The organism is Leifsonia sp. GW821-FHT13C05 (assembly GCF_058806515.1).
The window spans coordinates 250,945-263,031 of sequence record NZ_JBXAPT010000004.1; the positions used below are offsets into that span (position 1 = coordinate 250,945).

Sequence of the window (12,087 nt, forward strand, 5' to 3'; positions counted from 1 at the left end):
GCTGGCCGCGTGCGCTACGCGCGTTCGAGCCGGTCCAGCAGCTCCCACACGGCGGCGCTCAGCTCGGGGTGGGTCAGCGCGATCCTGCGCAGCACGTCGTACTCGAAGCGCGCGAACATCGCCCGGCCCGCGGCGGGATGGTGGGCACGGGACTGCTCGTCGGCCAGGTCGAACGCGTCGACGGCGCTGGCGCGCAGGCCGATGACGACCTGCTGGTCGACGCTCGGCAGATCGGGGATGAACTGCCACGGGTCCTCGCCCGCCCGGCAGCGGTGCTCGATGATCGCCGCGAGCTCGTCGCGGGCTTGCTGCCGCAGCACCTCGATACTCGTCGGCACGTGTTCCGCCACGTCGTCCCTCCCCTCCGCGATCGTCCGTCCGCACGCGCCGTCGCGCACAGTGCGTACAGCCTAAACGCCGACGGCCGCAGCTGACGAAACCGCGCCACCCCGCGCATCCGGATGCCCGCAGGCCCCGGTCAGCTGGTGCGGGAGAGCAGGAACGCGTTGAGGTCGGCGGTGAGGGCCGCGTCGACCGGGAATTCGCGCCCGTCGAGCGCCGTGATCGGCGCGGCCTGGCGCACGCTGGACACGAGCCAGAGCGCGTCGGCGCGCGTCAGCTCGTCGGCGGTGATCTCCTCGTAGACCGTGTCGTAGCCACGGGCGGCGAAGAACTCGAAGACGCTGGCCTGGGTGGTCCCCGCGAGGATGCCCTGGTCGGTCTGCGGCGTCCTGATCGTGGTGCCGGAGCGCAGGATCACGTTGGACGTCGGCCCTTCGAGGGCGAACCCGTCCGAGCTGAGGAAGATCACATCGTCCGCCCCGCGCCGAACCGCCTCGCGCTGGGCGGCGCGGTTCACCGCGTAGGAGAGGGTCTTCGCGCCCTGCAGCAGCCACGGAGAGGTCTCGGCGACGTCGTGCCGGTAGCCGCGGTCGAGGGTGACCACCCGGATGCCCTGGCGCGGCGCGGAGAAGTCCTCCCCCTCGTCCACGAACACCCAGCCGCTGGGGACGCCCGCCCCTTCGACGCCGCGCGTGTAGATGAGCTTCGCGAACAGCTCGGCGTCTCCGCCGTTGCGCTGCAGGTAGTCGGCGACGCCGGCCTGCACGGCCGCGCGCCACACGTCGGCCGCCGGGGCGGGCAGGTCGAGCAGGTCGGCGGAGTGCGCCAGCCGGGCGAGGTGCGGTTCGAGCGCCTGCGGGTGGCCGCCGATCACGGCGACGGTCTCGAAGACGCCGTCTCCGCGGGTGACGCTCAGGTCGGTGACGCGCACCTGCGGGGCGTCGAAGTCGGCGAGAACGAAGCCGGCGTCCCCGGCGTCGGGGGTGCCGGTGGGAGTGGTGATGGTGAGCAGCGTCGCACGGGTCATGGTCCTATTGTGACCCTCCCTCGGCTGTGTCCCTAGGTGCGCTGTTGCCCTACCTGGTCTCCCGGATACGGAACGCGTCGTCCCCGGCCGGTGCTGCGTCGCTGACCGCCACGTCCGCCACCTCCGAGCCCGGCGGGCCCGTACGGAGCCAGTCGAGCATCCTGTCGACCGGCTCCTGGTCGCCCTCGACCTCCACCTCGACGCTGCCGTCCGCCCGGTTGCGGGCGAACCCGGTGACGCCCAGCCGGTGCGCGGTCTCCCTGGCGCTCCACCGGAAGCCGACACCCTGCACGGAACCTGTCACGATCGCTCTCTTGCGGACCATGTGCCCATTCTGCTCCGCAGCCCGCCCGCGTGGGACCGCCGGCACCGGATGCGTTTGAATAGTCCGGTGACCGCATCCCCCATCGCCGCCCTCCGCTCCGACCTCGCCGCCGCCGACTTCACCGTGGCGCGCGTCACGGCGCTGTGGGGTGCAGAAGCCGCCGACGCGCTGCACCGCGGGCAGCGCATCCCGGCTCTGCGGGCACTGGACGCCCGCACTGGCGTATCGGGCCCGACCCCGCTGGCGACGCTCGCCGCGGTGTTCCTGCTCGGCCGTCCGGCCACCGGGGACGACCTGGCGGAGGCGTTCCCCGCGCTGGGCGTGGACGGCGCCGTCGCGCTCGGGCTGATCTCCTCGACGGGAGGCGACCGGTTCTTCGCTGCCGTCGACCTGCGGCCGTACAGCTTCGTGGATGCGCACGGCGCGGCAGACTGGTGGATCGTCTCCGACCTCGGCGAGCTCTCCCTCGGCCACGCGCTCCCCGTCGACCACGTGCTCGGCGTCGGCGGAGCATCCACGACCCTCAGCGGGCTGATGCTGCAGAACCCGGTCGACCGGGTGCTCGACCTCGGCACCGGATGCGGCATCCAGGCCATGCACGCCTCCCGCCACGCCAACCACGTGGTCGCCACCGACATCTCGCAGCGCGCCATCGACCTCGCCGCTCTCAACGTCGAACTGAACGGGATCGAGGGCGTCGAGTTCCGGCTCGGCAGCCTGTTCGAGCCGGTGGAGGGGGAGACCTTCGACCACATCGTGTCGAACCCGCCGTTCGTGATCACGCCGCGCGCCGAGGGTGTGCCGGAGTACGAATACCGCGACGGCGGGATGGTGGGCGACGCGCTGGTGCAGGCGGTGATCAGCATGGCGGGGGAGTATCTGGCGCCGGGCGGGGTGGCGCAGCTGCTGGCGAACTGGGAGTACCGCGGGGGCGGTGACGGCGCGGGCGATGGCGCGGGCGAGGGCGCGGGGGACGGATTCGCCAGGGTCGATGGGTGGCTCGACGCATCCACTGTTCCCGTCGACGCGTGGGTGGTCGAGCGCGACGTGGAGGACGCCGCCCGCTACGCGGAGACCTGGATCCGTGACGGCGGCACGCGGCAGGGCACCGACGCCTTCGACCGGCTGATGTCCGCCTGGCTGGACGACTTCGAGAGCAGGGACGTGCGCTCGGTCGGCTTCGGCTACGTGCTGCTGCGCCGTCCGATCACGGGAGAGCCGACGCTGAGGAGGCTCGAGCGCAGGCACGGGGCGCTCGGCTCCAACGAGGCGGGGCTCGGCGTGCATCTCGGCGACAGCCTGGCGGCCCACGACTGGCAGGCCGCCCTCGACGACGCGGCGTTCGCCTCGCATCGCTACGCGGTCGCCGGCGACGTGACGGAGGAACGGCACTTCTGGCCGGGCGACGACGCCCCCACCGCGATGCTCCTGCGCCAGGGCGGCGGGTTCGGCAGGACCGTGCAGGGGGACACCGGCCTGATCGCCCTCGTCGGAGCGTGCGACGGCGAGCTCAGCGTCGCGGCGATCGTCGCGGCCCTCGCGCAGCTGCTCGAGGTGGACGAGAGTGCTCTGTTCGCGGAGCTGGTGCCCGCGGTGCGTGCGCTCGTGGTGGACGGGTTCCTGGTTCCGGTGGAGTGATCAGCGCTCGACCGGCACCAGGCGCACCTCGCCGAGCACCCCGTCCGCGACCGTCGCGGTCAGATACGTGCCCACCGGCTGCCGCCTGCGGTCGGTCGGGGATCCCGGGTTGAGCAGCCGCAGACCGTTCGGCGCCGTCGTGTCCCACGGGATGTGGCTGTGCCCGAACACCAGCACATCCGTGTCGGGGAAGGCCTGCGCGCAGCGCAGCTCGCGCCCTGTCGCCTGTCCGGTCTCGTGGACCACCGCGAACCGCAGCCCGCCGAGTTCCGCCGTCGCGATCTCGGGAAGACGCTCCCGGAGCACCCCGTGGTCGTTGTTGCCGTGGACGGCGATCAATCGCCGGGAGCGCGCCTCCAGGAGGTCGAGCGTCGCCGCATCCACCCAGTCACCGGCGTGCACGACCACGTCCGCGTCGTCGATCGCCGCGAGCAGCTGGGGCGGGAGTGCCTTGGCACGCGCGGGGACGTGGGTGTCGGAGACCAGCAGGAGGCGGAGCGGCGCGTCGGGCATGGCTCCAGCGTGGCACGGCGGCGGCGATCCCTCCACAGCCCACGCTCCCGGCGACTTTTCCACCATTCGACGGCAAACGGTTCGCAATCGTGCGGCACAGGAATAGCGTCGGAGCATGGAACTTCGCACTCTCGGAAACAGCGGCACGATCGTGTCGGAATACGCACTCGGCACCATGACCTTCGGGGCGGAGGCCGACGAGCAGACCTCGCACCTCATCATCGACACCTATCTGGAGGGCGGCGGCAACTTCATCGACACGGCCGACGTCTACAGTGCAGGCACCTCGGAGACCATCATCGGACGCTGGCTGGCGCAGAACCCCGGCCGGCGCGGCGAGGTGGTCATCGCCACCAAGGGCCGCTTCCCGATGGGAGAGGGCCCGAACGACGTCGGCCTGTCCCGCACCCACCTCCGGGCGGCGCTCGACGCGTCTCTGTCCCGCCTCGGCGTCGACCACATCGACCTCTACCAAATGCACGCCTGGGATGCGCTCACCCCGCTCGAAGAGACCCTCGGCTTCCTCGATCAGGCGGTGCGCGACGGCAAGATCTCCTACTACGGTTTCTCCAACTACCTCGGCTGGCAGCTGACCAAGGCCGCGCAGCTCGCGCGCGCCAACGGCTGGGCGGCGCCGGTCACCCTGCAGCCCCAGTACAACCTGCTGGTGCGCGGCATCGAGCACGAGGTCGTCCCCGCAGCTCTGGATGCGCGCATCGGCCTCCTGCCGTGGTCGCCGCTCGCCGGCGGCTGGCTGAGCGGCAAGTACACGCGCGACCAGACCCCCACCGGAGCCACCCGCCTCGGCGAAGACCCCAAGCGCGGCATGGAGGCGTGGGACAAGCGGAACGCCGACGACCGCACCTGGCAGGTCATCGACGCCGTCGCGGCCGTCGCAGCGGAGACCGGCGCGTCCTCGTCGCAGGTCGCACTGGCCTGGCTCGCCGACCGCCCGGCCGTCACGTCGGTCATCCTCGGAGCGCGCACCGTCGACCAGCTCACCGACAACCTCGCCGCCGCCGAGCTCACCCTCACCGACGAGCAGCGCTCGACCCTCACCGACGCGAGTGCTCCCCGCACCGACGACTACCCATACGGCGCTCCGGCCATCGCCCAGCGCCACCGCAAGCACGAGGGCGGCCGGTGACCCCAGCCCGCCCGCGGCGCGCGGAGGCTCCTGCTCGACGCACCGCACCATGAACGACCGCCGCCAGCTGGCGCTCACCCTGCTCGTCGCCGGAACGTTCTTCATGGAGAACCTCGACGGCACGATCCTGGCGACCGCCGCCCCCACCATCGGCCGTGCGTACGGCATCGACTCGGCGACCGTCGGCGTCGCGATCACCGCATACCTCGTGACGCTCGCCGTGCTCATCCCGATCTCTGGATGGCTGACGCAACGGCTGGGGGCGCGCGCCGTCTTCACCGGGGCCATCGCCGTGTTCACCGTCGCGTCGGTGCTGTGCGCGGCGAGCACCGACCTCGTGCAGCTCACCGCGATGCGGGTGCTGCAGGGCGCCGGCGGCGCGATGATGGTGCCGGTCGGACGCCTCGCGGTCCTGCGGGTGACGGAGAAGAAAGACCTGGTGCGGGCCATCGCGTGGCTGACCTGGCCGGCGCTCGCCGCCCCGATCGTCGCGCCGCTGGTCGGCGGCCTGCTCGTCACGTACGCCAGCTGGCACTGGATCTTCCTGCTCAACGTCCCGCTGGGCGCTGTCGCCTTCGTGGCAGCGCTCCGGCTGACGCCGCGCGAGCTCGACCGGCAGCGGGTGCCGCTCGACTGGCTGGGGTTCGCGCTCACCTTCACCGGCGTCGGCGGGGTGGTGGTGTTCGGCGCGCTGCTCTCCGATCCTGCCGCGCCCGCCGCTGCGACGATCGCCGCGGGCGTTGCCGGGGCGGTGCTGACGGGGTGGGCGATCCTGCATCTGCTGCGGGCGGCGCATCCACTGCTCGACCTGCGGGCGTTCCGGATCGAGACGTTCCGGGTCACGCACGCGGGAGGATCGCTGTTCCGGCTGACCATCTCGGCCGTGCCGTTCCTGTTGCCGCTGTTCTTCCAGGATGCGCTCGGCTGGTCGCCCGTGCAGGCGGGTGCGATCGTGCTGACGCTGTTCGTCGGCAACCTGGTCATCAAACCGGCCACCACGCCGCTGCTCGTCCGCTGGGGGTTCCGGCGCGTGCTCATCGCTTCGACGGCCGGCGCGGTGCTGAGCATGGTCCTCGCGGCGTTCATCGCGCCGCTGACGCCGATCGCGTTCGTCGTCGTGCTGCTCGTGTTCAGCGGAATGACCCGTTCCACCGGGTTCACCGCGTACAACACCATCGCGTTCGCCGACGTGCCTGCGGAGGAGATGACGGCGGCGAACACGCTGGCGTCGACCGTTCAGCAGATCGCCGCCGGGCTCGGGGTCGCCGTCGGCGCTGTGGCGCTGCGCTTCGGGGAGCCGCTGGCCGCGTGGACCGGCCTGCAGGAGCCCGCGGGCGCATACCGGATCGCCTTCGTGCTGATCGCGGTCCTCGCGCTCGGATCGGTCGTCGAGGCCGTGCGGCTGTCGCCTGCGGCGGGAGACAACATCCGTCCGCCGCGGCGGAGGGTCAGCGCGCCTTCGGCACCACGGTGAGCACGCGCTCGATGAACTCGAAGAACGCGTCGAGGTAGCTCTTCAGGAAGGCCTCGGTTCCCGGGTCGGTGACGGAGCCGTCCTCGGTGATCAGCCCGGGACGCATCTGGATGTACGCCTCCGGCGCATTCATCTGCGGCGCCTGCAGGAACCCGAGGACGCTGCGCAACTGCTGCTGGGCGACCGCGGTCCCGATCGCGCCGGGGGAGGCACCGATCACGGCCGTCGCCTTCCGCGCGATCACGTTCTCCCCGTGCGGCCGGCTCGCCCAGTCGATCGCGTTCTTGAGCGCGCCAGGGATGGACCTGTTGTACTCGGGCGTGACGAACAGCAGCGCATCCTGGGCGGCGATGCTCGCCTTGAAATCGAGCGCCACCTGCGGGAAATCGCCGTCGAAATCCCTGTTGTAGAGCGGAAGTTCGCCGATGTGGATCTCGGTCATCACCAGATCCTCCGGAGCGAGGGAGACAAGAGCGTTCGCGAGCATCCTGTTGATCGAATGGGCGGAGAGACTGCCGACGAAATAGCCGACCCGATACGGCGGCGTGAGCTCGTTGATGGTTGCCATGACCCCAGCATCCACCCCGCCAGGAGCCGTGTCGAGAACCATCCCGAACCGAAATAGGGCATCTGCCCGATGTCCGGCCCCTGCCTTAGAGACGAGAGTCGAACCACTCAGAAAAGACAGCGACAGCAACCAGGGGAAGACGAAATGCTGCTAGAAGAATATGTGGCCGACAGGGTGCGGGCGTCGGAGACGGCCGCCACCACCAGGGAACTCGAACTGCTGCGCGTCATCCGCGCAGACGACGCGCAGGAGCCGACCGGCGGCTGGCTGGCGCGGCGGCGCGCAGCGCGGGCGCAGCGGGCGCAGCGACGAGATGCGTCGGCGCAGGCGGCATCGGCCGGTGCCTCGGTTCGGGAGGCGCCGGCGGCTCCGGATGCGCCGTCCGCGGCGCTACCGGACGCTCCGTCCGCAGCGGTTCCGGCGGATCCGGGCGCGCCGAGCGCGGCCGTTCCGGCGGAGCGTGCGACCCAGCGCGAACTGCAGCACGCCGGTCGGTGAGCCCCGCGAGAGACTCACTCACCCCGACCCGGATCGACCGCCCCATCGGCCAGGACTCACCCGCTCCGAGTGTCGGTGGTCGATGGCATGATCAATTCATGCGATCACCGGCGTCGAGCGCTTCCTTGATCGGGCGGGAGCCCGATCTCGAAGCGCTGCGCGACGAGCTCGCCGCGGTCGCCGACGGCCAGCCGCGGGCGGTCGTCATCGGCGGCGAGGCGGGGATCGGCAAGTCCCGGCTGGTCTCCGAGTTCCTGTCGGAGGCCGCATCCGGGGCCACCGTCCTGGCCGGCCGCAGCGTGGATCTCGGCAGCGACGGCGCCCCGTACGCCCCGTTCACCGCCATCCTCCGTCAGCTGGTCGACGCCATCGGGCTGGATGCCGTGCTCTCGGCGGCTGGTCCGGGTTCCGGCGTGCTCTCCGTCCTCCTGCCGGAGCTCGCCTCCGCCGACTCCGTGCCCGCGCGCACCGGGGCGGAGCGGCTGTACGAGCTCGTCACCGTGCTGTTCGAGAACGTCTCGGCCGCGCATCCACTCGTCGTCGCGATCGAAGACATCCACTGGGCAGACACCGCCACGCTGGAACTGGTCCGGTTCGTCATCCGCATGATGGAGCGCGGGCGATTCCTGCTGCTGCTCACCTACCGCAGCGACGAGGTGCTGCGCGGCCACCCGCTGCGCTCCTATCTGCCCGAGCTCGACCGCACTCGGCGGGCGACACGCTGGGAGCTGGCGCGACTGAGCCGCGCGCAGGTGACGGCCCAGGCGGAGCAGATCCTCGGCTGCCCGGCAGACTCCGCCACCATCGACCGCGTCTACCAGCTCAGCGAGGGCGTGCCGTTCTTCGTCGAGGAGCTGATCGGCATCGAGCACCTCGGCACAGGAGAAGACCTCCCTGAGACGCTGCGCGATCTGCTGCTCGCCCGCTACGAACGGCTCAGCGAACCAGCGCAGGGGCTGCTCCGGCTGCTCTCGGCGGCGGGCGTCTGCGTGGAGCACGACCTGCTCGCCGCCGTGTTCGACGGCACGGCCGACCAGTTGGATGCTGCGGCGCGTGAGGCGGTCGTCGCCCACGTCCTCGCCGCGGACACCACCGAGTACTCGTTCCGGCACGCGCTCGTCCGCGAGGCGATCCACGCCGACCTGCTGCCGGGGGAGCGCACGCGCTTCCACACGCGCTACGCGCTCGCCATCGAGGAGGCGGGCGGCTCCGCCAGCCAGATCTCCTACCACTGGATGGCGGCGCACGACCTGCGCAGGGCCTTCATCGCCACGCTGGAGGCGATGGAGGAGTCGCGCCTCTCCTACGCATACCGGGCGGCGGCCGCGGCGGGCGACAGAGCCCTCGAACTGTGGGATCGCGTCGACGACGCCGAGGCGCTCGCCGGGCGCAGCCGCACCGAACTGCTGTCGCGCACGGCGTCCGCGCTCCGCAACGCCGGCGACAGCGAGCGCGCGCTCGCACTGGTGAACGTCGCGCTCTCCGACACCGACGGGCTCAGCCCCGACCGGCACGCCCGGCTGCTGCGTGACAAGGCGCAATACCTCGCCAACCTCAGCAGGCCGGGATCGGTCGAGCTGCTGCAGGAGGCGCTCGCCATCGCCCCGCACGACCCGGGCGACGGTCTGCGCGCCCAGCTGCTCGCCGAGGTCGCCGGGCGGCTGATGCTCGAAGCGCGCTACGACGAGGCCATCCAGACGTCCACGCTGTCGATCGCGGAGGCGGCGGACGACGCCAGCGCCCGGCGTTCGGTGGCGCACACCATCCGGGGCACGGTGCTCGTCAATCACGGTTCGATCGACGACGGGCTCGCCGACCTCGACGCGGCCCGCGTGCTCGCGGACGGGGAGAGCGGCCCGCTCCTCCGCAACGCGGTGAACGCCTCCGACGTGATGAACCTGCTCGGGCGCTTCGACGAGGCCGTCCGCATCGCCCAGGCCGGGGTCGCTCAGGCGAGGCTGCGCGGCGTCGAGCGCACGTCCGGCGTCATGCTCGCCTCCAACACGGTCGAGCCCCTCCTCGCCCTCGGCAAACTCGACCTCGCCGAGAACATGCTCGACCCCGCGCTCGAACTCGATCCCCCTCCCGGTTTCCGGGTGCACTTGCAGCGCATGAAGCTGTGGCTCACCCTCTGGCGCGGCGACACGCAGCGGGCGGAAGACCTCCTGCGCCGCTGGCGAAAAGGGATGCTCGTCCAGGCCGAGATCGAAATGCAGTCCCGCCTCGGCTTCGCCAGGGTCGCCGCCGAGATCGCCATCGCGCGCGGCGACGCGACGACCGCCTGGCGCGACGCGAGCGTCATCATCTCCGACGTGCGCCGCTCGATCCCGGCCTACGACCTGCCGCTGCTCGCGGTCGCCGCCCGCGCGCTCTCCGAACTCGCGGCGGGCGGGGCAACGGTCGTGAGCGCTGCACCGGTCGCTGACGCGGCAGGTGGGGTGGTCGGCACAGATGTCGCCACCTCAGACCTGCCCACCGAGCACGCGGCGCACGCGCTGCTCTCCGTCCTCGCCGACCTTGCGTCCTGGCCCACCCACCCCGTGTGGGCGCCGCTCGTCGAGGCCGAGCTGGCCGCCGTGCGCAGCGTCCCGTCCGTCGAGCACGTCGAGGCCTGGGACCGCGCCGCCGCGGCCGCGCTGGCCGACGGCGCTCCCGCGCACCTTCGTCCGTACGCGCTCCTCCGCCGGGCCCAGGCGCATGCCATCTCCGGGGACCGCGCCGCGACGGAGCAGTCCGCCGCCGAGGCACGTCAGCTCGCCGCCGACCTCGGCTTCGGCCTGCTGGTCGACGCGGCCGACCAGCTCATCGCCTCGGCCGCCCCCGCCCGCCACGTCACGGCGCGCGGTGCCGAACCGGTGCTGACGGACCGCGAAGTCCAGGTGCTCGCTCTCATCGAACAGGGCCTCAGCAACAAGCAGATCGGCGAACGCCTCTACATCAGCGCCAAGACGGCGAGCGTCCACGTCTCCAGCATCCTCAGAAAGGTGGGAGCCTCCTCCCGCACCGAAGCCGTCTACCGCGCGGCGCGCGTGGGCGCGCACGGAGGGTAGGAGCTACGAGGCCAGCGCGCCCCGCAACTCAGCTGTCGACGACCAGCGCGCACCCGATGCACAGCTCGGCGGTGGGCCGGGCGCGCAGACGGTCGACGCCGATCGGCGAGCCGCAGCGCGCGCATGCACCGTACGTTCCCTGCCTGATCCGGTCGAGTGCCGCATCCACTGCCCGGATGTCGTCGCTGGTCTCGCCCCGGAGCGCCTGCAGTCTGCTCCACTCGGACGACAGCGTCGGCCCTTCCGGGTCGTGTTCGTCGTCGGCCGTCGCGTCGGAGCGGGCTGAGAGCACGATGCCGAGCGATTCGGCGAGCCGTTCCGCCTCCGCCTGGTCACCGCGTCGTCGCTCGAGCAGCAGGGCGGTCAGTTCCTCGATCTGCTCCCTGGTGAGATCACCGGCTGCAGGGCGGGAGGCACCGTGGCCGTGGGCGCCGCGCTCCGGCGCATCCAGGTCCTGCCCCCGCAGTCGTCCGTCGTTCAGGCTCGTCGTTCCGTCCATTCGCATCATTGCGCCCCCATCACGCGTGTCCGATCCAGGACAGGGTACGCCTCATCCGCCCGAAATCGGGATGCGGCGCTCGCGTACTCTCGAATGGTGCCGTCGTTCCGTGTCATCGTCTCCGTAGGTCTCCTGCTTCCTGGCGTCCGTCCCGACGCCGTCGTTCCCGCTGCCGCCGCTGCCGTCGCCGAGCTCGCGGTCGTCGAGGCCAGCAGCCTCGACGTGGTCGCCGGCGAAGCCAGGGTGACCGTGCGGTTCACGGCCGACACCGTCGACGACGCGATCCCGGTGGCCGAACACGCGGTGGAGCGTATCCAGAGCCTGGCGCACACCGGGCCGTGGCGGCTCACCGAGCGTGTCGCCGGGCGGTGGTTCCGGCGCGCGTGACCGCGGCGCGACCAGAGCGCGCGCCGCTCACACGCACCGCAGCGCGGCCGAGACGCGCGCCGCACCCGCGGACGACCGTCAGGCGGCCTCCGCCAGCGCGCCCTCGATGAGGCCGACGATCGCGGGGTCGTCCGGCTCGACCGTCGGGCGGAAGCGGTGCACCTCGCCGTTCGGGAGGACGACGAACTTCTCGAAGTTCCACTTGACCTTGCCGGCCTTGCCGGCCGCATCCGGGGTCTTGGTCAGCTCGGCGTAGAGCGGGTGCTGCGACTTGCCGTTGACCTTGACCTTCTCCATCATCGGGAACGTGACGCCCCACGTCGTGGAGCAGTACTCCTTGATCGCGTCCGTCGACGACAGCTCCTGCAGGAACTGGTTGCTCGGGAAGCCGATGACCGTGAAACCGCGGTCGCCGTACGTCTTCTGCAGCGCTTCCAGCTTTTCGTACTGGGGCGCGAGGCCGCAGCGGGATGCAACGTTCACGATCAGGACGACCTGGCCGTCGAACGCGCCGAGGGAGGTGGTGCCTCCGTCGATGGTGGTGAGTGGGATGTCAGCGAGGCTCATGATGTGAGCTTATGCACGCATACCGGTCGCGCGTCGGGCGTTCGGCGAATCC

Annotated in this window: 13 protein-coding genes; 6 read left to right on the forward strand and 7 right to left on the reverse strand. The window is 71.6% G+C overall.

Annotated elements, in window-relative coordinates:
• Window positions 1-14 precede the first annotated feature (14 nt).
• The 3 genes from AC1ROC_RS13450 to AC1ROC_RS13460 all read right to left on the reverse strand — a co-directional run bounded on the left by AC1ROC_RS13450 (window position 15) and on the right by AC1ROC_RS13460 (window position 1,694).
• Window positions 15-398, reverse strand: coding sequence for a hypothetical protein (locus AC1ROC_RS13450; RefSeq protein ID WP_373270195.1), 384 nt, complete (start codon window positions 396-398; stop codon window positions 15-17).
• Between the two features lie 80 nt (window positions 399-478).
• Window positions 479-1,369, reverse strand: coding sequence for an aminodeoxychorismate lyase (locus tag AC1ROC_RS13455; protein WP_085369768.1), 891 nt, complete (start codon window positions 1,367-1,369; stop codon window positions 479-481).
• Window positions 1,370-1,418: 49 nt separating this feature from the next.
• A complete protein-coding gene (locus tag AC1ROC_RS13460) occupies window positions 1,419-1,694 on the reverse strand; it encodes an acylphosphatase (protein ID WP_085369767.1) in 276 nt (91 codons plus the stop codon).
• Window positions 1,695-1,742: 48 nt separating this feature from the next.
• Here AC1ROC_RS13460 and AC1ROC_RS13465 point away from each other — a divergent pair, with 48 nt between their 5' ends.
• Entirely contained in the window at window positions 1,743-3,332 is a 1,590-nt protein-coding gene (locus AC1ROC_RS13465) for a DUF7059 domain-containing protein (protein WP_143465845.1), read from the forward strand.
• On the opposite strand, the gene AC1ROC_RS13470 is transcribed toward AC1ROC_RS13465, so the two are convergent.
• A complete protein-coding gene (locus AC1ROC_RS13470) occupies window positions 3,333-3,845 on the reverse strand; it encodes a metallophosphoesterase family protein (protein ID WP_085369765.1) in 513 nt (170 codons plus the stop codon).
• A 115-nt stretch (window positions 3,846-3,960) separates the two neighbouring features.
• On the opposite strand from AC1ROC_RS13470, the gene AC1ROC_RS13475 reads away from it, so the two are divergent.
• Entirely contained in the window at window positions 3,961-4,992 is a 1,032-nt protein-coding gene (locus AC1ROC_RS13475) for an aldo/keto reductase (RefSeq protein WP_085369764.1), read from the forward strand.
• Window positions 4,993-5,041: 49 nt separating this feature from the next.
• On the forward strand, window positions 5,042-6,466 hold the full coding sequence (locus AC1ROC_RS13480) for an MFS transporter (RefSeq protein ID WP_493000731.1): 1,425 nt from the start codon (window positions 5,042-5,044) through the stop codon (window positions 6,464-6,466).
• Here the strand turns inward: AC1ROC_RS13480 and AC1ROC_RS13485 are convergent.
• Entirely contained in the window at window positions 6,441-7,034 is a 594-nt protein-coding gene (locus AC1ROC_RS13485; protein ID WP_085369763.1) for an NADPH-dependent FMN reductase, read from the reverse strand. The genes AC1ROC_RS13480 and AC1ROC_RS13485 overlap by 26 nt on opposite strands.
• 144 nt (window positions 7,035-7,178) lie before the next feature.
• On the opposite strand from AC1ROC_RS13485, the gene AC1ROC_RS13490 reads away from it, so the two are divergent.
• Together AC1ROC_RS13490 and AC1ROC_RS13495 are read left to right on the forward strand one after the other, a co-directional pair.
• Window positions 7,179-7,532, forward strand: coding sequence for a hypothetical protein (locus AC1ROC_RS13490; protein WP_179150794.1), 354 nt, complete (start codon window positions 7,179-7,181; stop codon window positions 7,530-7,532).
• 98 nt (window positions 7,533-7,630) lie between these two features.
• Window positions 7,631-10,582 (forward strand): helix-turn-helix transcriptional regulator, encoded by a 2,952-nt coding sequence (locus tag AC1ROC_RS13495; protein WP_085369761.1) that lies wholly within the window; start codon window positions 7,631-7,633, stop codon window positions 10,580-10,582.
• Between the two features lie 28 nt (window positions 10,583-10,610).
• On the opposite strand, the gene AC1ROC_RS13500 is transcribed toward AC1ROC_RS13495, so the two are convergent.
• Window positions 10,611-11,081 carry a TraR/DksA family transcriptional regulator gene (locus AC1ROC_RS13500; RefSeq protein ID WP_085369760.1) on the reverse strand — a complete coding sequence of 157 codons (471 nt, stop codon included), beginning with the start codon at window positions 11,079-11,081 and terminating at the stop codon, window positions 10,611-10,613.
• A gap of 93 nt (window positions 11,082-11,174) precedes the next feature.
• Between AC1ROC_RS13500 and AC1ROC_RS13505 the strand changes: the two genes are divergently transcribed.
• Window positions 11,175-11,468, forward strand: a complete 294-nt coding sequence (locus AC1ROC_RS13505) for a hypothetical protein (protein WP_373270194.1) — start codon at window positions 11,175-11,177, stop codon at window positions 11,466-11,468.
• Window positions 11,469-11,546: 78 nt separating this feature from the next.
• Here the strand turns inward: AC1ROC_RS13505 and AC1ROC_RS13510 are convergent, their stop codons facing one another.
• Window positions 11,547-12,035, reverse strand: coding sequence for a glutathione peroxidase (locus AC1ROC_RS13510; protein WP_085369759.1), 489 nt, complete (start codon window positions 12,033-12,035; stop codon window positions 11,547-11,549).
• Window positions 12,036-12,087 lie beyond the last annotated feature (52 nt).